At 71.9% G+C, this 26,044-nt stretch carries 21 protein-coding genes and 2 pseudogenes; 10 read left to right on the plus strand and 13 right to left on the minus strand.

The annotated features are described in order from the left end of the window. Positions 1-223 precede the first annotated feature (223 nt). The 5 genes from AB0950_RS06985 to AB0950_RS07005 all read right to left on the minus strand — a co-directional run bounded on the left by AB0950_RS06985 (position 224) and on the right by AB0950_RS07005 (position 5,181). Positions 224-628: a hypothetical protein gene (locus AB0950_RS06985; RefSeq protein ID WP_360155736.1), complete on the minus strand. Its 405-nt coding sequence runs from the start codon at positions 626-628 to the stop codon at positions 224-226. Continuing rightward, a complete protein-coding gene (locus AB0950_RS06990; RefSeq protein WP_366777985.1) occupies positions 625-2,331 on the minus strand; it encodes a right-handed parallel beta-helix repeat-containing protein in 1,707 nt (568 codons plus the stop codon). Before AB0950_RS06990 ends, AB0950_RS06985 begins: the two co-directional genes overlap by 4 nt. A gap of 108 nt (positions 2,332-2,439) precedes the next feature. After that, on the minus strand, positions 2,440-3,249 hold the full coding sequence (locus tag AB0950_RS06995; protein ID WP_366777986.1) for an SAM-dependent methyltransferase: 810 nt from the start codon (positions 3,247-3,249) through the stop codon (positions 2,440-2,442). 118 nt (positions 3,250-3,367) lie between these two features. After that, a complete protein-coding gene (locus AB0950_RS07000; RefSeq protein ID WP_360155745.1) occupies positions 3,368-4,231 on the minus strand; it encodes a helix-turn-helix transcriptional regulator in 864 nt (287 codons plus the stop codon). A 122-nt stretch (positions 4,232-4,353) separates the two neighbouring features. Further along, positions 4,354-5,181, minus strand: coding sequence for a helix-turn-helix transcriptional regulator (locus AB0950_RS07005; RefSeq protein WP_360155748.1), 828 nt, complete (start codon positions 5,179-5,181; stop codon positions 4,354-4,356). A 77-nt stretch (positions 5,182-5,258) separates the two neighbouring features. Here AB0950_RS07005 and AB0950_RS07010 point away from each other — a divergent pair. The 3 genes and pseudogenes from AB0950_RS07010 to AB0950_RS07020 all read left to right on the plus strand — a co-directional run. Continuing rightward, positions 5,259-5,345, plus strand: a pseudogene (locus AB0950_RS07010) (ADP-ribosylglycohydrolase family protein); the annotation flags it as partial. 182 nt (positions 5,346-5,527) lie between these two features. After that, the gene (locus tag AB0950_RS07015; protein ID WP_360155751.1) at positions 5,528-5,836 is read left to right on the plus strand and encodes a 4a-hydroxytetrahydrobiopterin dehydratase; all 309 of its coding nucleotides are present in this window, start codon (positions 5,528-5,530) and stop codon (positions 5,834-5,836) included. A gap of 5 nt (positions 5,837-5,841) precedes the next feature. Then, positions 5,842-6,606 carry a class I SAM-dependent methyltransferase gene (locus tag AB0950_RS07020; protein WP_366777987.1) on the plus strand — a complete coding sequence of 255 codons (765 nt, stop codon included), beginning with the start codon at positions 5,842-5,844 and terminating at the stop codon, positions 6,604-6,606. Between the two features lie 89 nt (positions 6,607-6,695). Here the strand turns inward: AB0950_RS07020 and AB0950_RS07025 are convergent, their stop codons facing one another. Continuing rightward, positions 6,696-9,614 (minus strand): glycoside hydrolase family 48 protein, encoded by a 2,919-nt coding sequence (locus AB0950_RS07025; RefSeq protein ID WP_366777988.1) that lies wholly within the window; start codon positions 9,612-9,614, stop codon positions 6,696-6,698. A gap of 275 nt (positions 9,615-9,889) precedes the next feature. Here AB0950_RS07025 and AB0950_RS07030 point away from each other — a divergent pair, with 275 nt between their 5' ends. Beyond that, complete coding sequence (locus AB0950_RS07030) at positions 9,890-11,365, plus strand: cellulase family glycosylhydrolase (protein ID WP_366777989.1); 1,476 nt, start codon at positions 9,890-9,892, stop codon at positions 11,363-11,365. A gap of 31 nt (positions 11,366-11,396) precedes the next feature. Continuing rightward, complete coding sequence (locus AB0950_RS07035; protein ID WP_360155764.1) at positions 11,397-13,142, plus strand: glycoside hydrolase family 6 protein; 1,746 nt, start codon at positions 11,397-11,399, stop codon at positions 13,140-13,142. Between the two features lie 37 nt (positions 13,143-13,179). Here the strand turns inward: AB0950_RS07035 and AB0950_RS07040 are convergent, their stop codons facing one another. Continuing rightward, positions 13,180-13,944, minus strand: a complete 765-nt coding sequence (locus tag AB0950_RS07040) for a phytanoyl-CoA dioxygenase family protein (protein WP_360573305.1) — start codon at positions 13,942-13,944, stop codon at positions 13,180-13,182. Positions 13,945-14,070: 126 nt separating this feature from the next. On the opposite strand from AB0950_RS07040, the gene AB0950_RS07045 reads away from it, so the two are divergent. Continuing rightward, entirely contained in the window at positions 14,071-14,973 is a 903-nt protein-coding gene (locus tag AB0950_RS07045; protein WP_366777990.1) for a class I SAM-dependent methyltransferase, read from the plus strand. A 111-nt stretch (positions 14,974-15,084) separates the two neighbouring features. Then, positions 15,085-15,786 carry an SDR family oxidoreductase gene (locus AB0950_RS07050; protein ID WP_366777991.1) on the plus strand — a complete coding sequence of 234 codons (702 nt, stop codon included), beginning with the start codon at positions 15,085-15,087 and terminating at the stop codon, positions 15,784-15,786. A 13-nt stretch (positions 15,787-15,799) separates the two neighbouring features. On the opposite strand, the gene AB0950_RS07055 is transcribed toward AB0950_RS07050, so the two are convergent. Beyond that, positions 15,800-16,507, minus strand: a complete 708-nt coding sequence (locus AB0950_RS07055; RefSeq protein ID WP_360155776.1) for a glycoside hydrolase family 75 protein — start codon at positions 16,505-16,507, stop codon at positions 15,800-15,802. Between the two features lie 210 nt (positions 16,508-16,717). Between AB0950_RS07055 and AB0950_RS07060 the strand changes: the two genes are divergently transcribed. Next, positions 16,718-17,329, plus strand: a complete 612-nt coding sequence (locus tag AB0950_RS07060; protein ID WP_360155779.1) for a hypothetical protein — start codon at positions 16,718-16,720, stop codon at positions 17,327-17,329. A 75-nt stretch (positions 17,330-17,404) separates the two neighbouring features. Here the strand turns inward: AB0950_RS07060 and AB0950_RS07065 are convergent, their stop codons facing one another. Together AB0950_RS07065 and AB0950_RS07070 are read right to left on the minus strand one after the other, a co-directional pair. Further along, positions 17,405-18,241, minus strand: a complete 837-nt coding sequence (locus AB0950_RS07065) for an aldo/keto reductase (protein ID WP_360155782.1) — start codon at positions 18,239-18,241, stop codon at positions 17,405-17,407. Positions 18,242-18,333: 92 nt separating this feature from the next. Then, positions 18,334-20,160, minus strand: a complete 1,827-nt coding sequence (locus AB0950_RS07070) for a long-chain fatty acid--CoA ligase (protein WP_360155785.1) — start codon at positions 20,158-20,160, stop codon at positions 18,334-18,336. A 504-nt stretch (positions 20,161-20,664) separates the two neighbouring features. Between AB0950_RS07070 and AB0950_RS07075 the strand changes: the two are divergent. Beyond that, a pseudogene (locus tag AB0950_RS07075) lies at positions 20,665-20,840 on the plus strand (AsnC family protein); the annotation flags it as partial. A 98-nt stretch (positions 20,841-20,938) separates the two neighbouring features. Here AB0950_RS07075 and AB0950_RS07080 read toward each other — a convergent pair. Further along, entirely contained in the window at positions 20,939-21,808 is an 870-nt protein-coding gene (locus AB0950_RS07080) for a LysR substrate-binding domain-containing protein (protein WP_360573297.1), read from the minus strand. Between the two features lie 139 nt (positions 21,809-21,947). Between AB0950_RS07080 and AB0950_RS07085 the strand changes: the two genes are divergently transcribed. Beyond that, positions 21,948-22,991 carry a bile acid:sodium symporter family protein gene (locus tag AB0950_RS07085; RefSeq protein WP_366777993.1) on the plus strand — a complete coding sequence of 348 codons (1,044 nt, stop codon included), beginning with the start codon at positions 21,948-21,950 and terminating at the stop codon, positions 22,989-22,991. On the opposite strand, the gene AB0950_RS07090 is transcribed toward AB0950_RS07085, so the two are convergent. Continuing rightward, complete coding sequence (locus AB0950_RS07090) at positions 22,941-24,818, minus strand: sialidase family protein (protein ID WP_366777994.1); 1,878 nt, start codon at positions 24,816-24,818, stop codon at positions 22,941-22,943. The genes AB0950_RS07085 and AB0950_RS07090 overlap by 51 nt on opposite strands. A 133-nt stretch (positions 24,819-24,951) precedes the next feature. Next, positions 24,952-25,869: a zinc-binding dehydrogenase gene (locus tag AB0950_RS07095; protein ID WP_366777996.1), complete on the minus strand. Its 918-nt coding sequence runs from the start codon at positions 25,867-25,869 to the stop codon at positions 24,952-24,954. Positions 25,870-26,044: the final 175 nt, after the last annotated feature.

Genomic DNA, 26,044 nt, shown 5'->3' on the forward strand with positions numbered 1-26,044 from the left:
GTGAGGAAGACACCGCCCGGGGGCACTCCCCGCGCAGCGGCCCCGAATCTCGCCCCACGTGCGCTCACAGCACCCGCCGGCGAAGAAGACACCGCCCCGGCGGGACCCCCGCGCAGCGGTCTGGGAACTCTCGCCCTCGGGCGCTCACAGCCCCCATGGCGACGAAGACACCGCCCTCAGGCTGCACCCCCGGAGGCGGCCCGGAACTCCCGCCCACGGGCGCTCACATGAGGGCGGTGAGGTTTCTGATTGCCTGGTGCGCCCAGTCCTGTGCGCCGGCCTCCACTCCGGCCGCGGCGCCCGTGGCGACCGTGGCCAGCGCGCCCTTGAGGCCGTTCAGGGCCCGGCGCAGCCGGCCCGGCTCGGGGGCGTCGGGGCCGGCGGCCTCGGCGAGCACCTCCGCGGCCGCGGCCTCGGCGTCCGCCCGGTCCTGCTCGGAGAGGCCGGCACGCGGCAGTTCCCGCAGCAGGTCGCGCACGAACTGCGTGAGTTCCTCGAAACCGGGCCCGGCGATGTCGTGGCGCTGGTTCTGGGTGACCGTCTCGTTGTTCCAGGCCAACTGGCTGCCGGAGACCGGACCGTGGAACACCGGCCCTCCGGGGACGTCCTGTCGCTCGGGATCGGTCATGTGCCGGCTCCGTCCTGTGTGGTCTGCCGCTGGATGACGTGGCTGTTGCCGAAGGCGATCTGGGAGTGCTGGATCGCGCCGGTGAAGACCGGGGCGTTGTAGTGGTTGACGACGGTCGTCGGGGCAGGGGCCGGCTCGGGGGCGTGCTCCTCGACCCGCAGTGAGGAGTCGAGCGAGATCAGGGCGACCCGGCCGTTGTGCTGGACGGCAACGCCGCCCGGCGCCCCCGTCACGCTGCAGTCCACCAGCCGGCCGGCGCTCATGCCCTGCACCGACACGGCGACCTTCCCGCAGCCGGTGAAACGGGTTCCGGTGACATCGAGGTACGCGGAGTCCATGGCGCCGAGGCCGGGTCCCCCGGGTCCGGTGACGACGAGGTTCCGCGCGGACAGCGTCGATTTACCGATGGCGAGCAGCCCCATGCCCATCTGGGCGACCTGGCAGTCGTGCAGGTGCAGCGTGGCCTCCTCGACGGCGGAGAAGCCCACGATGCCGTGCTGCGCGGTCACCTGGCGCACCGTGGCCCGCGACTGACCGCCGCAGGCCACCGACCCCATGTGGCAGTCGTCGAACCGCCCGCCGGTCAGCTCCGCCGTGGTGGAGGTGTCGCCCAGCGTCTCCAGGCCCGCCGCGCAGCGTTCGGCGCGTACGTCCTCGAAGACGGCCTTGGCCCCCTCCCGCACCCGCAGGGCGACATTGGTCAGGTCCCGGACGGTGATCCGCGAGAAGCGGCCCCGCGCCTGCTCGACGAGGGCGATCCCGACGTTGCCCCCGGCGATCCGGCAGCCGGTGACCGTCGGCGCGCCGCCCCGGGTCGCGAACACCGACACCGCCCCGGCGTCGAGGACCTCGCAGTCCTCGAAGGTGCCCCGCCCCCCGTCCGGCACGTTGATGCCGGTGTCCCGGCAGCCGGTGAACACGCAGTCGCGGACCACCGGATCGCTGCCGGTCGTCACCGCGACCCCGTGTTCGGCGTCGCTCACCCGGCAGCCCCGCATCAGCCCCCGGGACTGCTCGATGAACAGCACGCCCTCGCCGTGTACGGCGCTGATCACGCAGTCGGCGACGGTCAGTTCGGCGCGGGTGTCCGCGCACACGGCCGCCCGGCCGGTGCCGGTCAGCTCGCACCCCGTCAGCTCGGCCCAGGCGTCGCTGACCCGCACCCCGTGGATCCGGCTCGCCTCGATCCGGCTGCCGCGCACCGTGACCCGGCCGCCCTCGATCACCGCGAGCGCGTTGTCGGCGGCGTCCGTGAACCTGCACCGCTCCACCGTGCCGGTGGCGCCCGCGAACAGCACCCGGCCGTAAGCGAAGTGACTGCCGGTCAGGACGGCCGCGCAGTCCCGCCGGGCGTGCAGGCACACCCCGCCGTGGGCCCGGACCTCCACCTGGTCCAGCACCAGGGCGCCGGCGTGCGCGTCCACGACGTCGGCGTCCCGTCCGATCAGCCGCAGCCCGCGCACCGTCACCGACCCGGCGGCGTCCAGCACCGTGCCCCGGGCCGGGTTCAGCACCACGGAACCGGGTTCCCCGCGCGCGACCAGCTCGATCTCGCCGCGGACGACCAGGCGCTCCGGGTAACTGCCCGGCTCGATCTCCACCCGCGCCGGGCCGGGCCGCTTGCCGGCGGCGCGCAGCGCGGACCCGATGTCGCCATGGGCGCCCCACCGTCCGCCCGGAGCGACCACGTACCGCCTCACCATGTCCGCATTCCCCCGCCGTGCTCACCGGTGGCACCGTCCGCTCGCGCCGACCGATGCTACCGGAGCCCCGGCGGCCCCGCCCGGACGCGGGTGCGGACGACGTACGGCTCAGCGCTTGACCGCCACGCCCGCGTAGACGGGTACGACCCCTTCCGCCTGGGCCGCCACGTCCACCGGCTCCGGGCGCCAGCCGTACACCGGGATGACGCCGGGGCCCAGCAGGTCGAGGCCGGTGAAGAAGCGGGAGAACTCCGGGAGCGTACGGGGGTGGAAGGGCGTGCCGCTGCTGCGGAACAGCTCGGCGGCCCGGGCCACGCCCTCGGGGCTCAGATCCTGCGTGACCTGGGACAGGATCAGGAAGCTGCCGGGGGCGAGCGCGTCGACGTACCGCTCGACCAGCCCGTACACGTCGTCCTCCCGCTCCCCGAGGTAATGGGTCAGCGCGACCAGGGACAGCGCGACGGGCCGGGCGAAGTCGAGGGTCTCACCGGCCAGTCGCAGGATGGTGCCGGGGTCGCGGACGTCGGCGTGGAGGTAGTCCGTGCCGCCCTCGTCGGTGCCGCGCAGCAGCGCCTCGGCGTGCCGCAGCACGATCGGGTCGGTGTCCGCGTACACCACCCTGGACTCCGCGGCCACGCCCTGCGCCACCTGGTGCAGGTTGGGCTCGGTCGGGATGCCGGCGCCGATGTCCAGGAACTGCCGTACCCCGGCCTCGGCCGCCGTGCGCACGGCCCGGTGCATGAACCGCCGGTTGGCGCGCGCCCCGCGCACCACCGTGTCGTCCGCGGCGAGGATCCTGCGCGCCAGTTCCTCGTCCACCGGGTAGTTGTCCTTGCCGCCCAGCCACCAGTCGTACACCCGGGCGGGGTGCGGACGGCTGGTGTCGATCGGCGCGGGCGTGACATCGCGAGCGGTCATACGTGCTGTTCCCCCTGAGGTCGGTGCGGACGTGCGGGCACTGAGGCCGTGCTGTCACATCGCCGTGCTGTCACATGGCCGTGCTGCGACAAAGCCGTCCTGTCACAAGGCCGTTCTGTCACAAGGTCTTCCGGAACTCCCGCAGCAGGGTGTGCGTGCGCTGGGTCGAGGCGGCGCGGGCCGTCATGTGGTCCAGCACCTCCAGGTGCGCGGCCACTTCACGGCGGGAGTCCAGATACAGGGCGCCGGTCAGGTACTCGGTGAACACCATGTCCGGCAGCTCCGGCTCGGCGAACCGGAAGAGCGTGAAGGGCGCGTACGTCCCCGGATGCGGGCCGGCCGCGAACTCGGCGATCTGCAGCGTGACCCGGTCCCGCTCGGCGTACTCCAGCAGCCGGTCCACCTGCGCGCGCATCACGCCGGCGCGCATGCTCACCGGGCGCCGGAGCACCGTCTCGTCCATGATCACCCACAGGTGGGGCGGGTCGTCCCGGTCCAGCAGCCGCTGCCGTTCCATGCGCAGCGACACATGCCGTTCCACGGACTCCGGCGAGGCCTGCCCGACCGTCCCCGCCTGCAGCACCGCGCGCGCGTAGTCCTCGGTCTGCAGCAGACCGGGGACGAAGTGCGGCTCGTAGGAGCGGATGATCCGGGCGGCGCCCTCCAGGCTCACGTACAGGCTGAACCAGTCGGGGAGCACGTCGTGGAACCGCTGCCACCAGCCCGGCTGGTTGGCCTCCTCGGCCAGCCGCACGAACGCGGCGGCCTCCTCCTCGGGCACCCCGTAGGTGTCCAGCAGCACCTGCACGTAGGGGATCTTCAGCGCGACCTCGGCCATCTCCATCCGCCGCACGGTCGCCGACGCCACCCTGAGGACCTGGGCGGCCTCCTCCCTGCTGAGGTTCGCCGCCTCACGCAGTTCCTGCAGCCGTTTCCCGAGCACCACCTGGCCCACCGTGGGCGCAGCCCGCCGCTCACTCACGCCACGCCCTCCCCACGCGCCGAAGTACCCCGGCAGTCTGCCATGCGATCCCGTTTCGCACACCGGTCCGGGGCGATCCGGGCGGGCGCGGAAAGAAGCCGGGCGGTGGCCATCGGATACGGTCAACCGGCCAGCGTGTGAAGGTACTTGGCGGTGGCCGGGTCGGCGGGCAGGAACGTCTCGATGGCGAGTTCGGCGACCGTGACGTCCATCGGGGTGTTGAAGGTGGAGATCGACGACACGAACGACAGGACGCGGCCGTCGTGCTCGATGCGCAGCGGCAGCGCGAAGTACGGCACGGGCTCGGCCGGTTCGCCGCCCGGCGGGTCCTCGGGCACCGGATAGGCGGCCACCTCCTCGTACAGGGCGCGCAGCTGGTCCGAGCGCTGCAGCGCGATCTGCCGCTCCATCTGCGTCAGCAGATGCCCGCGCCACTCGCGCAGATTGCGGATGCGCGGCGCGAGGCCCTGCGGATGCAGGGTCAGCCGCATCGCGTTGGGCGGCGACAGCAGGGTCTCCGGCACGCCGTCCAGCAGCATCGCGATGCCCCGGTTCGCGGCGACGACCGTGTAACCGGCGTCGACCACCAGCGCCGGATAGGGCTCGTAGCCCTGGATGAGGCGTTCCATGCCGTCGCGCAAGGCGTCCAGCGCCGGGTCGTCCAGCGGGGTCTCCGGATAGCGCGGGGCGTAACCGGCCGCCAGCAGAAGGGAGTTGCGCTCGCGCACGGGGACGTCCAGATGCTCGGCGAGCCGCAGCACCATCTCCTCGCTGGGCCGGGACCGGCCGGTCTCGATGAAGCTGATGTGCCGGGCCGAGGAGTCCGCGCGCAGCGCCAGTTCCAGCTGGGAGACGCGGCGCCGCTCCCGCCAGGCGCGCAGCAGCGGGCCGACGCCCTTGTCGGACGGGGCGGAGCAGGAGGCGGCTTTGCCGGTCGCGACCATGGTCATGGAGACGACCGTAGTCGAGGAGCGCATGCACGTACGGGCCGTGGGACAGGGACGGCGCGGCGCAGCACCGCGCCAGGGTGCGCGGCTGCCTGCTGGGCGGGGCGATCGGCGACGCGCTCGGCTGTCCCGCCGAGTTCGACACCATCGACCGGATCCGCGCCGCCCAGCCGCACGAGTGGGTCCAGCGGGTCGAGGGCCGGGCCAGGATCGCCGTGCTCGCCGACGACCTCGGGGCGGTGCGGGTCCGCGGGTGGTTCTTCGGTCCGGCGTGAGTCGGCCCGAGCCGTCCCGGTACGGCTGTGGCACGCTGGGAGTCCGTGCCGTACCACCGGGAAGGAGCGCGGCCATGGCCGTCGAACCGCTGTCGCAGAAGGAGATCGAGGACCGGCTCGCCGAGCTGCCCGGCTGGTCGGTCGACGACGCCGGCCGGCTCGCCCGCTCCTACCGCCTCGGCTCGCACGTCGCGGCCGCCGCGCTGGTCATGCACATCGCCGCCGTCCAGGACGAGCTGGACCACCACTCCGACCTCGCCCTCGGCTACAACACCGTCTCCCTCACCGTGCACACGCACAGCGCCGGGGGCGCCCTCACCGAGAAGGATTTCACGCTCGCCCGCAGGGTGGAGGACGTCGCCCCAGGTCACGGCGCACACTGAGGGGCGTGCTCGACTACGACAGGGAAGCCGACACCTACGACGCGTCCCGGGGCGGCGAGGCCCGCGCCGCGGCGGCCGCACGGGCCGTCCTCGACCTGATACCCGACACCCCGGGCCGTCTCCTCGACGTCGCCTGCGGCACCGGCATCGTCACCCGCCGTCTGGCCGCCGGCCGCCCCGCGCTGCGGGTGACGGGCGCCGACCTCGCCGCCGCCATGGCCCGAAGGGCGGGCGCGCGACTGCCGGGCGCGGTCGTACGGGCCGACAGCCGCCGCCTGCCGTTCGGCACCGGCACCTTCCACGCGGTCACCAGCGTCTGGCTGCTGCACCTGCTGGACCCCGAGGACGTCCGCGCCGTCGTCGCCGAGTGCGCCCGGGTGCTGCGGCCCGGCGGCATCTACGTCACCACCGTCGACAAGGCCGCCGCCCACGACGTCGGCAGCGACATCGACGCCGTCCTCGCCTCCCGCCCCCGCCGCCCCGCCCGCGACGAGACCGCCACCGTCACGGCACACGCCGTCCGGCACGGGCTCCGGCCGGCCGGGCAGGCCTCGTTCCGCGGCGTCGGCCAGGGCCGCAGCCCCCGCACCACCATCGCCGACCTGCGCCGCGGCTGGTTCACCCAGCTGCCACCGGGCGAGCCGCGCACCGAGGAGTTCGCCGCGCGCCTGTCCCGCCTCCCCGACCAGGACCGCCCCCGCCCGGACCCGGTGTTCGCGCTGCGCGCGTTCCGCAAACCGGTCACGGAGCACGAGCCGTACAGGCCGTAGGCCGGGGGAAATGTACGACGACCGGGCGGCCCCCCTGTGCGGGTGGGGGCCGCCCGGCGGCGGTACACGGAGCCCTGGCGGGGCTGGGGCTATTCGAGAAGCTCCGCGTACGAACCCATGGCCAGGGCGATGTCCGCCTGGGCCCAGAACCGGTGGTACGTGAAGACGGGCGCGGCGCCGCCCGCGAGGTAGGACTCGATCTTCGACCACGCCGGGTCGTTCTTGTAGAAGGAGCGGATCGAGCTGAACGTGGCCGAGGAGTCGATCTTGTCGCCGTTCGGCATGGTGCCGCTCCAGCCGCTCGGCACGTACACGCTGTCGCCGAACCGGCTGTAGTCGCTGCGGGTCTCGGGAACGGCGACGCCCAGGCTGTCCTGGTAGTTGTCCCACATGCCGTCCAGCAGCGCCTTCGCCGTGGACTTCGCCGTCGCGTCACCGGACTTGGCGCCGTAGTACGTGAGCGTCTTGGCGTACGCGGCCGCCACACCGACGTCGTCGGTGTAGTCGGCGACGGTGACATGGAGCCCGCTGTTGGAACCGGGACTCGACGGGTTCCAGGTGTCGGGCCGGCCGGACCACTGGAGGGTGGAGGGGATCCGGTAGGTGCCGTCCGGGTTGACCGTGGTCTTGGACAGCGCCCACTTCACCCACTTGTCGAGGACCGCCTTCGCCGTGGCGTTCCCGGTCTGCTGGTAGTACTCGGCGACCCGCTCCATCGACCAGGCCTGGAAGCCGAACCACTGGTTGGACGGCGGGTCGTGGTAGACCGGCGCCTCGTCGTAGTACATGCCGTAGAAGGTCGGCGTGCCGGCCGGCGGAGTGGCGTACCGGCCCTGCCAGCTGTTGGTCGCGCCGCCCGCGATCGCGCCCTCGGACGACTGCAGCCACTGGTAGAACTCCAGCTGCCGCTGCAGGGACTTGCCCCAGTCCGAAGCACCGGTCGCCGACTTGGGCTCCAGGTCCGGGTAGCTGCTCAGCGCGTACGCGGCCAGGGGGTTCTGGTAGCCGCCGTGGACATGGCTGGAGCCGATCCGCCAGGCCCAGCCGGCGGATGTGTCGGTGGCGCCGCCCCAGGCGTAGTACCAGGAGAGCAGATAGTGCGAGGCGTCCTTGCCGGTGCCGGCCGGGCAGGCAGAGGGACCCACGCAGGTGCCGATCTTCTTGAAGTACTTGTCGTACATCGCGTACCGCAGGTAGTCGCCCATCTTCGCGGCCTTGGCCACGGTCGCGGAGACATCGCCGCCCTTGCCCTGCTGCTTGGCCCACACGTCCGCCCAGTACGCCGCCTGCACCGCGCGGGCGTCCGCGTCCGGGGCGTCGGTGTACTTCCACTGCTTGGCGTAGGAGCTGTCGCCGGTGAACAGGTCCAGGTAGCCGTTCCTGCCGCCGTACTTGAAGGCGTCGCAGGTCGGCTGCGGGATCGTCTCCCACACCGATTCCTGCGGGCCGCGCTGGAAGGTGTTCAGGTACGACGGGCCGCTCGCCGTCGGGCCGCCCTCACAGGTGCCGCCCGGCGTGTCGCCGTAGCCGTAGACGTTGTCGACGTCCTCGATCCAGTGCATGCCGTAGACGTCGTCCGTGCCGTACGCGCTCTTCAGCTCACCGGCGATCGGGTCCGAGCCCACGGACACCGAGGTGTCCAGCTTCGCCGGGTACTGGTCCGGGGTGTCCTCCTCGGGCGCGTAGGTCGCCGGCTTGGAGGCGTTGTAGAAGGAGTTCGTCGGCTGGTCGGCGTGGGTGGGGATCATGTACTTCTCCATCAGGGCCCACGCGCCGTTGAACTTCGACCAGTCGCCGGTGACCTTGCCGTACATCGCCTGCAGCCACAGCAGGTAGCTGTACGCCTCCGAGGTCGTCTCGTGGCCGTAGTCCGGGGCCTCCACGATCAGCGTCTCCACCGAGTGGTACGGGATGCCCTGCGGGGAGAAGTAGCCGTTCGCCGGGTCGGTGATCTTCCCGTACAGGTCCAGGAAACGGGCGTCGTACGCCTTCGACGCGGCCAGCTCGGTGACCGTGACCGTGGCCTTGGTGTAGCCGGTGGCCGAGGCGGTGAAGGTCGCGCTGCCGGTACCGGAGGAGTCCGCGGTGACGGTCACCGACTGTGCGGTGTCCCAGTTCGACGGCGTGAAGGTGAGCGAGGAGCCGCCGGTGACGGACAGACCGGTGGTGCCGTCCGTGCGGGCCACGCTCACCGTCACGTTCGCGCTCGGCTGCTTCGACAACTTCACGCCGAACGTGCCCGACTTGCCCTGCTGGACGCCCAGTTGGGTGGGTGACGCCACCACCGCGGGACCGGAGGCGACCGTGATGCCCACCGGCGTGGACTCGGCGGAGGCGCCCAGGCTGTCGTACGCCTTCGCCACCAGCGAATGACTGCCCACGGTCAAATCGGAGACGGAGAGCGTGAAGGGCGAGCTCGTGTCCGTCCCCAGCAGCGTGGTGTCGTCGTAGAACTCCACCTTGCCGATCGTCGCGTTGTCGGCGGCCGCGGCCGTGGCCGCGAGCTGCACCGCCTCCCCCTGGCTGTAGACGGCGCCCGCGCTCGGGCTGGTCAGCACCGTCACCGGAGGCTGGTGCGCGCCGGTGCAGGCCGTGCCGTTGACGGTGAAGGCGGCGGGTGCGGTGTTGGTGCCGCTGTAGCTGAACTGCGCGCCGGTGGAGACGGCGGCCCCGGCGGCGATGGTGCCGTTGTACGAGGCGTTCTTCACGGTGATGGTCCGGCCCGACTGGGACCAGCTGCCGTTCCAGCCGTTGGAGAGCGTCTGGTTGCCGGTGTAGGCGTAAGCGAGCGTCCAGCCGTCGATGGCGGCCGTGCCGCGGTTGGTGAGGGTCAGCTCGGCGGTGAAACCGCTGCCCCAGTCGTTGGTCTTGTAGTCGACGCTGCACTGCACGGACGCCGCGTGCGCGGTCGTCGCACCGGTGGCGAGCATCGACAGGGGCAGGGCCAGCGCCGCCGCGACGGCGGTCCACCAGCGCCGCACGGCTCTGCGTCTGCGTCCGGGATCCATGTGCTGGTTCCTCCTCGGTGGGGGTGCTGCTCGGGAGGGAGTCCTCGGGAGAGGTCAAGGCTTGAACCAGTGGGAGCGCTCCCATAGTGGGGACGACCCTGTGAGCGGTCAAGGTGCTTGAAGAGTCGAAAAGATTCGACCTGGGCCGTCGCGGAAAAGTCGGTAACTCCCCTGTGCAAGACGGCTACTTGGCGCTACCTTCCTTCGCACCAGTGGGAGCGGTTCCAGTCAGTCGACGCGCCTGTCACGGCGCGCCCAACTGCAAGGAGTCGCTCATGCGACACCCCCCGCGTTCAGTACTTTTAGCCGCCGCCGGTGCGGTCGCGCTCGTCGGGAGCGCGGTCGTACCGGTCGTGTCGGCGCAGGGAGCCACGCCCGCGTGCACGGTGCAGTACGCCGTCGCCAACCAGTGGGCCGGCGGCTTCCAGGGCTCGGTGACCATCACCAACAACCAGTCCACGCTCAGCAATTGGTCGCTCACCTTCGACTTCGCCGACGGCCAGAAGGTGACCCAGGGCTGGAACGCCAAGTGGTCCCAGTCCGGCACCACCGTGACCGCAGGGAACGAGAGCTACAACTCCTCCCTCGGCGCCGGCGCGAGCGTCACCACCGGCTTTCTCGGCTCCTGGTCGGGGTCCAACGCCGCGCCGACCGCGTTCAAGCTCAACGGCACGACCTGCAACACCGACGCCGAGCCGACCCCGCCGCCCACCACACCGCCCCCGTCGGGCAGCGGCACCGCACCCGCGCTGCACGTCTCCGGCAACAAGCTCGTGGACGCCGGCGGCACCGCCCACCGCCTGCTCGGCGTCAACCGCTCCGGCGGCGAGTTCATGTGCGTCCAGGGCTACGGCATCTGGGACGGCCCCGTCACCGACGCGGCGATCGCGGCGATCGCCGACTGGAAGGCCAACGCCGTGCGCATCCCCCTCAACGAGGAGTGCTGGCTGGGACTTTCCAATATCAAACCCGAGTACGGCGGCGCCAACTACATCAACGCCGTCAAGGAGCTGGTGGCCCGCGTCGAGGCGCACGGCATGACCCCGGTCCTCGACCTGCACTGGACCTACGGGCAGTACACCGGCAACTCGGCCGGCTGCTCCGACGTGCACGCCACCTGCCAGAAGCCGATGCCCGACATGCAGTACAGCCCGTCGTTCTGGGCGTCGGTGGCGAGCACCTTCAAGGACGACCCGGCGCCGGTGTTCGACCTGTTCAACGAGCCCTATCCGGACCGGGCGACCTCCAGCGCGACCGACGCCTGGAGGTGCTGGCGGGACGGCGGGACCTGCCCCGGGATCTCCTACGAGGTCGCCGGCATGCAGGACCTCGTGGACGCCGTCCGCGGCGCCGGCGCCAAGAACGTCGTCATGGCGGGCGGCCTGGCGTACTCCAACGACCTCAGCCAGTGGAGCACGTACAAGCCGTCCGATCCCACGGGGAATCTCGCCGCCGCCTACCACGTGTACAACTTCAACTCCTGCGCCGGCGAGAGCTGCTGGAACTCCACGCTCGCCCCGGTCGCGGCCCAGGCGCCGCTGGTCGCCGGGGAGATCGGCGAGAACACCTGCGCGCACTCGTTCGTCGACCAGGTCATGAAGTGGTTCGACGACCGGAACCTGTCCTACCTGGGCTGGACCTGGAACACCTGGGACTGCTCCTCCGGGCCGTCCCTGATCTCCGCCTACGACGGCACACCCACCGCCTACGGCGCCGGGCTGCGCGACCACCTGCGCGCCCTCAATCCCTAGATCCGCCGGACGACAGAAGGAACCCGCACTCATGAGCCGTACCAGAACATCACTGCTCGCCGCCCTGGCACTGGTCGCAGGGGCCTCCGGGACGGCGCTCAGCACCGGCCCGGCCTCCGCCGCTGCCTCAGCCGTCCCCTGCACCGTGGACTACAAGGTGCAGACCCAGTGGGACACCGGTTTCACCGCCGCCGTCACCATCACCAACAACGCGGCCGCCAAGTCGAGCTGGTCGCTGAAGTGGGCGTACGCCGGCAACCAGAAGGTCACCAGCGGCTGGAACGCGCAGATCAGCCAGAGCGGCACCGCCGTCACCGCCACCAACGCCAGTTACAACGGCACGCTGGCGACCGGCGGTTCGATCAGCTTCGGCTTCAACGCCTCCTACAGCGGCGCCAACGCCGTGCCCAGCACGTTCACCCTCGACGGCGTCACCTGCAACGTCGACGACGGCGGCGGCTCCGGTGGCGGCGGCACGGGCGGCGGTGGCACCGGCGGTGGCGGCACGGGCGGCGGCACCGGCAGCAAGGTCGACAACCCCTACGTCGGGGCCAAGGTCTATGTGAACCCCGAGTGGTCGGCCCACGCCGCCGCCGAACCGGGCGGCAGCCGCATCTCCAACCAGCCCACCGCCGTCTGGCTCGACCGGATCGCCACCATCAACGGCGTGGGCGGCGGCATGGGCCTGCGCGACCACCTGAACGAGGCCCTGAAGCAGAAGGGCTCCGGCGACCTCGTCGTCCAGCTGGTCATCTACGACCTCCCCGGCCGCGACTGCGCCGCCCTCGCCTCCAACGGCGAACTCGGCCCCGACGACATCGACACGTACAAGACCGACTACATCGACCCGATCGCCTCGATCCTGTCCGACCCGGCCTACGCCTCCCTCAGGATCGCCACCGTCATCGAACCCGACTCGCTGCCCAATCTGGTCACCAACGCCGGCGGCACCAACACCAGCACCGCCAACTGCCAGACCATGAAGGCGAACGGCAACTACGAGAAGGGCGTCAGCTACGCCCTGGACAAGCTCGGCGCCATCCCGAACGTCTACAACTACATCGACGCCGGCCACCACGGCTGGCTCGGCTGGGACACCAACCTCGGCCCGTCCGTCCAGGAGTTCTACAAGGTCGCCACGACCAACGGCGCCAGTGTGAACGACGTCACCGGCTTCATCGTCAACACCGCCAACTACAGCCCCACCAAGGAGCCGTACTTCAAGGTCGGCGACACGGTCAACGGCACCACCGTGCGCCAGTCGAAGTGGGTGGACTGGAACCAGTACGTGGACGAGCAGTCGTACGCCCTCGGGCTGCGGGACAAGCTCGTCGCGGCCGGGTTCGACTCCGGTCTCGGCATGCTGATCGACACCTCCCGCAACGGCTGGGGCGGCTCCGCCCGGCCCACCGGCCCCGGCCCGCTGACCTCCGTCGACGACTACGTCAACGGCAGCCGCATCGACCGGCGCATCCACGTCGGCAACTGGTGCAACCAGAGCGGCGCCGGCCTCGGCGAACGCCCGACCGCGGCCCCGGCCGCCGGGATCGACGCCTACGTGTGGGTCAAGCCGCCGGGGGAGTCGGACGGGTCCAGCACCGCCATCTCCAACGACGAGGGCAAGGGCTTCGACCAGATGTGCGACCCGACGTACGGCGGCAACGCCCGCAACGGCAACAACCCCACCGGCGCCCTGCCGAACGCGCCGCTGGCCGGGCACTGGTTCTCCGCCCAGTTCCAGCAGCTGATGCAGAACGCCTACCCGCCGCTGTCGTGACCTGCTGACGCGGTGAACGTCCGCCGGGGCCCCGGTGTCAGCGCCCGAGGCCCCGGCGGATCACCAGCTCCACCGGGGAGTACGCCCCGTCGGCCCGCTCCAGCGCGCAGGGCGCCGCCGGATACAGCGGCGGCTGTGCCATGAAGCGGGGCCGGGTGCCGTGGTGCGGCTGGGCCGCGTGCACCAGGAAGGGGTGGCAGAGGTAGACGTCGCCGGGGCGGCCGGTGGCGTGGGCGAGCGGGCGGTGGGCCGAGGCCCGCTCCAGCCGGGGGCCGAGCTCCAGGATGGACGCCCCCGCCTCGCCGTACGGCGCCAGCAGCGCGGGCACGTCCAGTGGGGAGCCGACCCGGATCCGCGTCGGGGCGTCGGCCTCGGTGACCTCGCTGAAGAGGAACAGCATCAGCAGCGCACGGTCCCGCGAGCGCAGATTGGCGAAGTACCGGCTCTCGCCCTCCGGCAGATAGCTGCCTTCGATGTGCCAGCCCGCGTCGTCCGGCTCCTCGGTGTGCGGAAAGCGCAGCGGGAACGAGCCCAGCGAATGCCGCGGCACCCACCGGCCCGCACCGACGAGCAGATCGAACGCCTCATGCAGGACAGGGGAGTTGACCGCCTCGTCGAACGGCTCCTGGGCCATGTCCCCGACCCACACCACCGGGTCCTTCCAGCTGCCGGGGTCGTCCGGGGCGTAACCGGTCTCCCGCCACAGCAGCCCGGCGCACTCCCGCGCGACCGCCGCCGGGACAGCGCCCTCGATCTTCACGAAGCCGTCGGTGAGGAAACGGTGCACCAGTTCGTCGTCCACGGCACCCGATGCTGGCCTCCTCCCCGCTCCCGCGCATCCCGTTTTTTTGCGGCACCGGCAACGAAAGTGGCACCGGGCCCGTGCGCCGTCGCACCCTGGCCGCACCCGAGCGAGAGGCTGACCACCATGGCGCACGACCACCACGCCCACCCCGGGCACGACGCCCGGCACGGGCACGCCCACGGCGACGACATCGACTGGGCCGTGATGGCCGCGACGCTGGAGGCGGAGGCCGAGGTGTTCGCGCCCGCGTACGCGCGCGCCCTGGCCTGGCTGGGCAAGGAGGTGACCGAGCCCGGTCTGGTCGTGGACGCGGGCAGTGGCCCCGGGGTGATCTCCTGCCTGATGGCCGAGACGTTCCCCGGCGCCCGGGTGGTCGCCGCCGACGGCTCCGAGCCGCTCCTCGAGCGCGCCCGGGACCGGGCCGCCCGCCAGGGCGTCGCCGACCGCTTCGACACGCTCGCCGGCGACCTGCCGGATTCCCTCGCCGAGTTGGACTACCCGGCGGACCTGCTGTGGGCCAGCCGCAGCCTGCACCACCTCGGCGACCAGAGGGCCGCGCTCGCCGCGTTCGGCGCCCGGCTCGCCCCCGGCGGCACGCTGGCCATCCTGGAGGGCGGCCTGCCCTCCCGCTATCTGCCCCGCGACATCGGCTTCGGCCGCCCCGGACTGCAGGCCCGCCTCGACGCCGCCCAGGAGGAACGCTTCGCCCGGATGCGCGCCGAACTGCCCGGCGCGGTCGCCGAGACCGAGGACTGGCCTGCCCTGCTGACCGCGGCCGGCCTGAAGCACACGGGCACCCGCAGCTTCCTCTGCGACATTCCCGCCCCCGTGCCGAACCGGGCCCGCGCCTTCGTCGTCACCGCGCTGACCCGCTTCCGGGACGTCCTCACCGACACCCTCGACGCCGACGACATCACGACCCTCGACCGCCTCCTCGACCCCACCGACCCCCGCAGCGTCCACCGACGCCCGGACGTCTTCGTCCTGACGGCCCACACGGTGCACCGGGCGGTGCGGCCGGTCTGAGCGACGGGGGCGCCGCAGTCGCGGGCACCTGCCGTCGGCGGCCGCGCTTGACTTCGAGAGCGCTCCAAGTGATGGACTCCCCGTCTCACCGAGACACAGGGGGACCTCACCATGAACGACTCTCCGGTCGCACTCGTCACCGGCGGCGCCACCGGCATCGGCGCCGCCGTGACCCGGCAGCTGCTCGCCGCCGGGAGCCGGGTCACCGTCACCGGCCGTACTCAGTCCCGGCTGCGGGACTTCGCCGAAGCGCTCGGGAATCCCGAGGAGTTGCTGACGGTCGCCGGGAACGCGGCGGTGTTCGGCGATGTGCAGGATGCCGTCGACCGGACGCTCGAGACGTACGGCCGGCTGGACACGGTCGTCGCCAACGCCGGTTTCGCCACCCATGACACCGTCGCCGACGGCGATCCGGCCGGCTGGTCCGAGATGGTGCTCACCAACGTCCTCGGTCCCGCCCTGCTCATCCGGGCCTCCGTCGAGGCGCTGAAGGAGTCCCGCGGCCGGATCGTCCTCGTCGGCAGCGTCGCCGGGTTCGTGAACACGCCCGGCAACCTCTACGGCGCCACCAAGTGGGCGGTCACCGGGCTCGCCGAGAACACCCGGCGCCAGGTCACGGAGTTCGGGATCGGTGTGACGCTGGTCGCCCCCGGCCGGGTGGAGACCCCGTTCTGGGACGGCCTGGGCAGCCTGCCCCCGGGGCGCCTGCTGACCGCCGGTCAGATCGCCGACTCGGTGGTCTGGGCGATCCGGCAGCCGGCCGGGGTCGACGTCAACACCGTGGTCGTACGTCCGCTGGGGCAGCCCAACTGACGTACGCAGCCGGTCAGTTGTTCGCGATGAACTGCCTGGCCAGCTGGTCCCCCAGGGAGACCGCGGCGCTGTGGCTCTCGATGGGGGAGACCTTGGAGTTCTTGAACAGGATGTAGGTCACGCCGGAGTCGGCCCCGCCGGTCTCGGGGTCGGGGTCGATGCCGAGCGCCTTGGCGGTGGCGTACGACGCCTCGCCGATGATCTTCGTGGGGCCGGTGTCGCCGACGACGGCGTACTCCACCTTGTTGTCGTAGATGACCGCGACCACGCCGCCGCCCTTGATGCCGGCGCTCGAGTAGTTCCAGATGCTGCTGGAGCTGGGCACCACCACGTACGGGAGCGACTCCGCCTTCAGCGGCTTGCCGTCGGACTGGTGGAAGGCGGTGTCGTCCTGGTACCAGGGGTCGCGGTTCTCGTTGCAGTTCGTGGTGCGCTGGCCGTCGCAGTCGATGTCCATGTCGGCCTTCCAGAACACCGCGCCGTTCTTGCCGCACACGGGGACGGTGGCCGACGTCTCGTCGTCCGTCTTGTACTTGCCGTTCGATATCTGCGAACACGTCGTGACCTTGGCGAGCAGGTCGGCCGCGCTGACCGAGCCCTCCTGGGCGGAGGCCGGTGCGGTGCGGGCCGCCGAGCCGGCGGAGGCGTGCGCGGGCAGCACTCCCGCGGCGAGCACTGCGGCCCCGGAGGCCGCGGCGAAGGTCAGGGTTCGAAGGCGCACTGTGGGGGCCCTTCTGTTAGGAAAGTTTCCTTACCGTGTGCCGTACACCGTGGACCCGTGTGCATGTCCGCGTCAACCCTTCGGCTGCCCACTCCCGAAACCTCTGCGCATTGCGGTGATTTGTGACCGTGGCAAGACTGGAAAAAACCACTTTTCCGGATATATCAGCCACCGTCGGCCGCACGGTCGCGGTTCCGGGAGGCGAGGCGCATGTTCGTACGCACGGTGTACGCGACCGGCGATCCGGCACGGCTGGGCCTGGCCGTCGGGGCCCTGAACACCCGCGGGCACGACCTGCTGGAGGAGCGGCCCGGCTACCGGGGTGCGGGCGTCTTCGTCGACCGCGAGCTGGGCAAACTGCTCACGGTCAGCTGGTGGGAGTCGGCTCAGGCGCGCCGCAACAGCGACGAGGTGATGAGCGTGCGGCGGCCGGAACTGCTGCAGCCCTTCGCCGGGACCGTCGCCGTCGAGAACTTCGAGGCCGCCGTCCTGCACGCCGGGCGCGGGCCCCTCACCGGCGGCGGGCTGCGGCTCACCCGGTTCGAGTGCGACCCCGCCGACGCGGACCTCGCCGCCGACACCTTCCACGCCGGTGTGCTGCCCCGGCTGGAGGTGCTGCCCGGATTCGCCGGCGCGGCCCTGTTCCTCGACCGCGAACGCGGCCGCGGCATGACCGGCGTCCTCTTCGCCGACCGCCCCTCGCTCACCGCGAGCCGCGCCCGGCAGGCCGCGGTACGGCGCGAGAGCGCGGCCAAGGCGCACGCCACGGTGGTCACCCTGGAGGAGTTCGAGGTCCTGCACGCGGACGTACGGGGCGACTGACCGGCCCGAAACGGCGTACGGCCGTCCGTCCCGCTGTGCCGCGGGGCGGACGGCCGCAGTGCGTGGGCGCCGGCGTCAGCCCATGTCGAACGTGGCCGGGTCCGGGCCCAGGCGCCGGTCCTCGTTGAGCGCGCTGATCGCCGCGAGGTCCTCGTCGTCCAGGCTGAAGTCGAACACCTCGATGTTCTCCTTGATCCGCGACGGCGTCACGGACTTCGGGATCACGACGTTGCCGAGCTGGACGTGCCAGCGCAGCACGACCTGGGCCGGCGTACGGCCGTGCTTCTGCGCGATGGCGACGATCGCCGGCACCTCCAGCAGGCCCTTGCCCTGGCCCAGCGGCGACCAGGCCTCGGTCGCGATGCCCTGCTCGGCGTGGAACTCGCGGGCGGCGTGCTGCTGCAGATGCGGGTGCAGCTCGATCTGGTCGACCGCCGGGATGACGGAGGTCTCGGCGATCAGCCGCTCCAGGTGCTCGTTGAGGAAGTTCGACACGCCGATGGCACGGACCCGGCCGTCGGAGAGCAGCTTCTCGAGCGCCTTGTAGGTGTCGACGTAGGCGTCACGGGCCGGCAGCGGCCAGTGGATCAGGTACAGGTCGATGTAGTCCAGGCCCAGCCGCGCCAGCGACGCGTCGAACGCGCGCAGCGCGGCGTCGTACCCGTGGTCGGCGTTCCAGAGCTTGGTGGTGACGAAGAGGTCCTCGCGGGGCAGGCCGGAGGCGGCGATGGCCCTGCCGGTGCCCTCTTCGTTGCCGTAGATGGCCGCGGTGTCGATGCTGCGGTACCCGGCCTCCAGCGCCAGGGCGACGGTCCGCTCGGCCTCGTCGTCCGGCACCTGCCAGACGCCGTAGCCCAGCTGGGGCATCTCGATGCCGTTGTTGAGGATGATCGGGGGGACCTTGCTGCTCACGAGCCTCTTGATCCTTCGGTTGTCGACAGCTGGTACTCCCATGGTCAACGATCACGGGCCGCGCCGCATTCCTGACGCGCGCCGGCGATGTCTCAGGTCCGGTAGAGGGCCTCGACCTCGTTGGCGTACGCCTTCTCGATCGCCTTCCGCTTCAGTTTCAACGACGGGGTGAGCAGGCCGTGCTCCTCGGTGAACGGCTGCGCGAGGATGCGGAAGGTGCGGATCGACTCGGCCTGGGAGACAAGGGTGTTCGCGGCGACCACCGCCCGCCGCACCTCCGTCTCCAGGTCCGGGTCGCGCACCAGCTGGGCCGGGCTCATGCTGGGCTTCCCGCGCATCTGCAGCCAGTGCTCGACGGCCTCCAGGTCGAGGGTGACCAGGGCCGCGATGTAGGGGCGGTCGTTGCCGACGACGATGCACTGGTTGATCAGCGGGTGCTCGCGCACCCGCTCCTCCAGCACCCCGGGGGAGACGCTCTTGCCGCCGGAGGTCACCAGGATCTCCTTCTTGCGGCCGGTGATGGTCAGATAGCCGTCCTCGTCGAGCGAGCCGAGGTCGCCGGTGGCCAGCCAGCCGTCGTGCAGGGACTGGTCGGTGGCCTTGGGGTTGTTCAGGTAGCCCTGGAAGACGTGCCCGCCGTACAGCCAGACCTCCCCGTCGTCGGCGATGTGCACGGTCGTCCCGGGGATGGCCTGGCCGACGGTGCCGAAGCGGGTGCGCTCGGGCGGGTTGGCGGTGGCCGCGGCGGTCGACTCGGTCAGGCCGTAGCCCTCGAAGATCTGCACCCCCGCGCCCGCGAAGAACAGCCCCAGCCGGCGGTCCATCGCCGAGCCGCCGGACATCGCGTTGCGGATACGGCCGCCCATCGCGGCGCGGACCTTGGCGTACACGAGCTTGTCGAAGATCTGGTGCTGCATGCGCAGGCCCGCCGACGGTCCGGGCCCGATGCCCCACGCCTTGGCCTCCACGGCCTCCGCGTACTTCACCGCGATGTCGACCGCCTTCTCGAAGGGCCCCGCCTTGCCCTCCTTCTCCGCCTTGCGTCTCGCCGCGTTGAACACCTTCTCGAAGATGTACGGCACCGCGAGGATGAACGTCGGCTTGAACGCCTGCAGGTCCGGCAGCAGGGCGGCGGCGTTCAGCTGCGGCTGGTGCCCGAAGCGGACCCGGCCGCGGATCGCGGCGACCTCCACCATCCGCCCGAAGACATGCGCGAGCGGCAGGAACAGCAGCGTGGACGCCTCGTCGCCCTTCTTGGAGTGGAACACCGGCTCCCAGCGGCCGATCATGGTGTCCGCCTCGAACATGAAGTTCCCGTGCGAGAGGACACAGCCCTTGGGGCGGCCGGTGGTGCCCGAGGTGTAGATGACGGTGGCGGTCGACTCCGGGGTGACCGCCTGCCGGTGCCGGTGCACCACGTCGTCGTCCAGATGCGCCCCGGCGTCGTACAACTCCTGCACACAGCCCGAGTCCAGCTGCCACAGCTGGCGCAGCTGGGGGAGGCGGTCGATGACGGTGGCGATGGTCATCGCGTGGTCCTCGTGCTCCACGATCGCCGCGGACACCTCGGCGTCGTACAGCATCCAGAAACACTGCTCGGCCGAGGACGTGGGGTAGACCGGCACCACCTGGGCGCCGATCGACCACAGGGCGAAGTCGAACAGGGTCCACTCGTAGCGGGTGCGGGACATGATGGCGACGCGGTCGCCGAAGCGGATGCCGCGGGCGAGCAGGCCCTTGGCGAGCGCCATGACCTCGTCGCGGAACTCGGCGGCGGTCACGTCGCGCCACCGGCCGGCGGCGTCCTTGCGGCCGAGGGCGACGTGCGTCGGGTCCGTCCGGGCATGCTCGAAGACCACATCGGCCAGACCGCCCACCGGCGGTGCCGACGTGAGCGGCGGGTTGGTGAACTCGCGCAAACCTCGCTCCCCGATCCTCGCTGCATGGTCACGCCCGTGGTGCTCGGCACAGCGCGGTGAAAGCTACCCCACGCCGTCACGGGGCGGGAGAGGGTAGGAAACCGCATAAACATCACGTTTCCCCAGGGCAGTGACCGGAAAATGCCCGTACAAGGGGAGGGGCCGGACACAATACTGACGGGTCAGTAAGTTTCGGTGGCGTAATCTCCACCGAATCTGTACGCGGCGATTACGGCGCACACCGTCCTCATCCCCGCATATGCGGCGGGCACCGGGGCCGGGAGGACGCGCGCTGCACGGCAGGCGCCGGGACGGGGAAGGTGCGCAGGCGGGGGGCGGCGCCGGGAGGTCCCCGGGTCCGCCCCGGCTGGGGGTCGGGTCTTGCGTTTCCAGGGCCGCCCCGCCGGGGGGTGGGCCGGGCGTTTCCGGTGTTGCCCCGCTGGGGGTCGGGCCGTGTGTTCCCATCCCAGGGCCGCCCCGCCGGGGCCGGGCCGTGTGTTCCCGACGGCCGGCCCGTGCAACCTGCTCGTCACCGCGCTGGCCCGCAACGCCGCCGGTCTGGATGCCTAGGTGAGGGCCCCCTCGGCCGGCTGGAAGGAGTCCAGCACGTGGAGGCCACGCCGTTCCTGCGCCGCGTCAAAGGACTGACGTACCCGCACCCGTACCCGGCACCCCGCTGACAGCGTGCCGGGAGAGAGCAGCCGCCCGCCGCCGTAGGCACCCGTCGCCCGCGAGCCTCAGTCGCCCCTCCGCCGCAGCCGCTCCCCGCCCGCGAGCCTCAGTCGCCCCTCCGCCGCAGCCGCTCCCCGCCCGCGAGGACCGCTGCCGCGAGGGCGTTCGCGGCCTCCTCCGCCGTGCCCCGGGGGCGGCCGTGGACGAGAACGAAGTCGACCTTGCCCAGGTCCGGCAGGCCGTAGCGGTCGGGCAGCCGGAACAGTCCCGGAGGAATCAGGTGCCGGGAGTGGGCCATCACGCCGAGCCCGGCGCGGGCCGCCGCGATCAGGCCGTTCAGGCTGCCGCTGGTGCACACGATCCGCCAGTCGCGGCCCTCGCGCTCCAGCACGTCGAGCGCGCGGGCCCGGGTGATGCCGGGCGGCGGGTACACGATCAGCGGCACGGGCCGGTCCGCGTCCAGGCGCAGCCGCTCGGCGCCGATCCAGACGAGATCGTCGCGCCAGACCAGTTCGCCGCGGGGATCCTCCGGGCGCCGCTTGGCCAGCACCAGGTCCAGCTTCCCGGCGGCCAGCTGCTCGTACAGGGTGCCGGACAGCTCCACGGTCAGCTCCAGGTCGACCTCCGGATGGTCGTAGCGGAAGCTCTCGAGGATCTCCGGCAGCCGGGTGAGCACGAAGTCCTCCGACGCGCCGAACCGCAGCCGGCCGCGCACCCGGGTGCCGGTGAAGAACGCCGTCGCCTGCTCGTGGACCTGCAGGATCCGGCGGGCGAAGCCCAGCATCGCCTCGCCGTCCCCGGTCAGCTCCACCGCGTGGGTGTCCCGGGTGAACAGCTGCCGTCCGGTCGCGTCCTCCAGGCGGCGGACATGCTGGCTGACCGTGGACTGGCGCAGCCCCAGCCGGCGCGCGGCCTGCGTGAAGCTCAGCGTCTGGGCCACCGCGAGGAAGGTGCGCAGCTGCGTGGGGTCGTACACGTCCGCCAGCCTATCGGTAATCGCGGAACATGATGACAGTCAGAGTGGTATACGGGATTCCCGAACAGCGGTCCGAGGGGGATCATGGAGGGGGGCCTTTCGGCCCCGGACCGAACGACCCCCACTGCATCGGAGCACCGTGAAACGCCTGCACTGGCCGACTTGGATGCCGGTCGACCCGTACATCGTGCTGCTGCTCGGGACGGTGGGCCTCGCGGCACTCTTCCCGGCGCACGGCACCGCCGCCCACGCCGCCTCCGGGGCCTCCACGGCCGCGATCGCCTTCCTGTTCTTCCTCTACGGCGCCCGGCTCTCGACCCGCGAGGCGCTGGACGGACTGCGCCACTGGCGGCTCCACGTCACCGTGCTGGTCTGCACGTTCGTGCTCTTCCCGGTCTTCGGGCTGGCCGCCCGCGCCCTGGTGCCGGTGCTGCTGACCCAGCCGCTCTACCAGGGCCTGCTGTTCCTGACGCTGGTGCCGTCCACGATCCAGTCGTCCATTGCGTTCACCTCGATCGCGCGCGGAAACGTGCCGGCGGCGATCTGCGCGGGTTCCTTCTCCTCCCTCGTCGGCATCGTCCTGACCCCGCTGCTGGCGGCCGGACTGCTGGGCAACAGCGGCGGCGGCTTCTCCGCCGACTCCCTGGTCAAGATCGTGCTCCAGCTGCTGGTGCCGTTCCTCGCGGGCCAGGTGCTGCGGCGCTGGATCGGGGGGTTCGTCGCCCGGCACAAGAAGATCCTCGGGCTCGTCGACCGCGGCTCGATCCTGCTGGTCGTCTACACCGCCTTCAGCGAGGGCATGATCCGCGGCGTCTGGCACCAGGTCAGCGCCGCCCGGCTCGGCGGGCTGCTCGCCGTCGAGGCCGTGCTGCTGGCCGTGATGCTCGCCCTGACCTGGTACGGCGGCAAGGCGCTCGGCTTCGGCCGGGAGGACCGGATCGCCATCCAGTTCGCCGGCTCGAAGAAGTCCCTCGCCTCCGGGCTGCCCATGGCGAGCGTCCTGTTCGGCGCCCACGCCTCCCTCGCCGTGCTGCCGCTGATGCTGTTCCACCAGATGCAGCTGATGGTGTGCGCGGTCATCGCCAAGCGGCGGGCCCGGGACCTTGAGCAGGCCCCGGGCGCCGGCCGCCGGTCAGCCGCTCACGTGGTCCAGGGGCAGCCACAGCACCGTGTCCTTCGGTGACCTGAGCGCCTTCGGGTCCGACGCCTCCGCGTCGGTCAGGGCCCGGTCCCAGACGTGCACCTCGTCGATCTCGCCGGTGAAGAACGCCCGGCTGTCCATCCGCTGACCGACGTGCACGCCGAAGGGCGAGTTACGGCTGACCGAACCCGGTATGTCGGCGACGGACGACTGCATACCGTCGACGGACAGCGACAGCCGGCCCCCACCCCGCCGCAGCACCAGGTGATGCCACCGGCCGTCGTTGTATGCGGTATCCGTGCGCACGTACGCGGTCTGCGGCGCCACCGCCCCGTCGCGCACGGTGATCAGCCCCTGGATGCGGTTGTTCGCCGGCTCCCCGCGCACCCACACCTGCGGCTGCGTGGTGCCGACCCCGCCCATCCACAGCAGCGGCTGCTCCCCGTTCGTGGCCGTGTACCGGAACCACAGCGACGCGGTGAAGTCCTTGGCGCCCAGCGGGAGCGTGGAGCGGAACGGCAGGCGTACGGCGTCGTCGGTGCCGTCGAACCGCAGCGCGCCGCCGAAGACCCCGTCCGTCTCCTCGGCGCCGCCGAGCACCGCGGCCGGGCGGGCGCGCGGGGCGAGGTCGGCGGTGACCGGGTCGGGGCCGCGGCGCGGGGCGAGCCAGTCCTCGGTGAAGCGGGCGAAGCGGATCTCGTCGCGGGCGTCCACCGCGCCGCCCTCGTAGATCAGGCCCACCGTGTCCGGGTCGGCGCGCACCAGGTCGGAGTAGCCGGACCAGTCCGTGGTGACGACCGTGCCGCGGTCGACGCTGTCCCAGGTGCGGCCGCCGTCGTAGGAGGAGCGGATCATCATCGTGCGCCGCCGGTCGGGGTCGGCGGGGCAGGCCAGCAGCAGGCGGTCGCCGAGACGCAGCATCGAGCCCTGGACCTGCGGGGCGTACAGGTCGGGCAGGTCGTGGAAGGGCGCGGTGAAGCCGGTGCCGCCGTCGCGGCTGACCGCCTGGGTGCGGTGGCCGAGATCGGTGCCGTCCTGCTCCCGGCCGCTGACCAAAATGGAGCCGTCGCCGCGCTCGGCGAGGGTCAGTTCGGACGGCTTCTGCCGGAAGGTGCCGTCGTCGGCGATGGGCCAGGTGTCGGTGGCGCCGATCCGCCAGTGGCCGCCGTGGTCGTCGCTGACGATCAGCGCCGCGTGGTTGGCGGTGACCCGGCTTCCGTCCCAGGTCTCGGCGTTGACCCCGAAGACCAGCCGGCCCGCGTAGCGGCCCCTGGTGAGCTGGATGCCGTGCACCGGCCCGGTCGCGTACCAGGAGTTCCAGTCGGTGGGCAGGATCTCCGGGCTCAGATCGCGCGGCGCGGACCAGGTCCGGCCGTCGTCGTCGCTGTACTGCAGGTGCGGGCTGCGGTCGCAGGGGACCGGGCAACTGGCGCTGTCCGTGCGGCCGGTGTTGTACGTCTCGGCGAGCCAGATCCGGCCCGTCGCGCGGTCCACGACCGGCGCCGGGTTGCCGTGGGTGTCGCCGCCGCCGTCGTTGACGACCTGCAGCGGGCCCCAGGTGCGGCCGCCGTCGGTGGAGCGCTTGACCACGATGTCGATGTCGGCGGCGTCGCCGCAGTTGAGGACCCGGCCCTCGGCGAACGCCAGCAGCGTGCCGTCGGCCGTCCGCTGAATCGCGGGGATGCGGAAGCAGGCGTAGCCGGGGTCCTGGGAGGCCTTGAACAGAACCTGCTGGTCGAACTCGGGGGCGGCTGCGGGGGATTGCGCGTGTGCGGGGTGGGGGGTTGCGAGCGGCACCAGGAGCAGTGCCGCCGTGCTGAGGGCGGTGGCGAGTACGGCTCTGAGGCGGGCGCGTGGACCTGACGGCATGGTGCGACCTTGCCCTTCGTCGGCCGGACATCTGGACATGCGGACATCCCATGTCCAACGTGCGCACTGTCGACGGTAGTTGGGGCCGGGGCGCCCCACAAGAAGCGTGCAGCGCACAGAACCCGCGAAGCGCCTACGGGCGCAGCACCACCTTGCCGAGGTTGGCCCGCCGCTCGATCACCTCGTGCGCCTTCGCGGCGTCCTCGAGCGCGAACTCGGCGTGCACGGCGGGCTTCACGGCGCCCTCGGCGAACAGGCGCCACAGCTCCCGGCGCCAGCGCTCGTACAGGTCGGGCCGGCCGCGGGCGATCAGGGCCATCTGGAACCCGGTCACCGACTTGGCGCCCACCAGCAGGTCGTACGCCCGGACGGTGCCGCCGCCCGAGCTGTAGGCGACGAGCCGGCCGTGCGGGGCCAGGGCGGCGAGGGCGGGGGTGAGCAGGTCGCCGCCGACGGCATCCAGGACACAGTCGACGGGATCCCCCCAACTGTCGTCGCCATACTGAATACAGTCGTCCGCGCCGAGCGAGCGGACGAACTCCGCCTTCCCCGGATCCGACACGGCCCCCACCACCCGTCCGGCGCCCCGCACCCGCGCCAGCTGCACGGCCAGATGCCCGACCCCGCTCGCCGCCGCCGTGACGAGCACCGACTCGCCCGGCGCCGCGCGCGCCGTCTCCAGCACGCCGTACGCCACCAGGCCGCCGCGCACCAGCGCGACCGCGTCCACGGCGCTCGCGCCGTCCGGTATCGGGGAGGCCATGGCCTCGTGCAGCACGGCGAAGTCGGCGTACCCGTGCCCGAAGCACAGTCCGGTCACCCGCTCGCCCACCCGGAAGCGGGTGACACCCTCACCGGCCGCCACCACCTCGCCGGCGATCTCTCCGCCCAGCGCGATCGGCTCGGCGGCCTCGGTGACCTTGCGGACCACGGGCAGGGTGACGCCGACCGCGGCGCAGCGCACCAGCAGCTCACCGGGGCCGGGCTCCGGCACGGGGGCCTCCTCCAGGAACAGCGGGCCGCCGGTGGACTCGTACCGGACGCGACGCATCGCACACACCTCCACGCCGGGCACGCCCGGCATCTCCTCACGGCCGGGCGCCCCGGCGACCTCTCCACAGCCAGGCAGGCCCGGCCTCTCGACCGTTGGGAATCCCCACGAATTCGTTGGGAGTCCCAACGGTAGCGGAGATTCATTGGGAACTCCAACGTTTTCTCGGATAGGC

This window comes from Streptomyces sp. NPDC007189, from assembly GCF_040703635.1.
GTDB lineage: Bacteria > Actinomycetota > Actinomycetes > Streptomycetales > Streptomycetaceae > Streptomyces.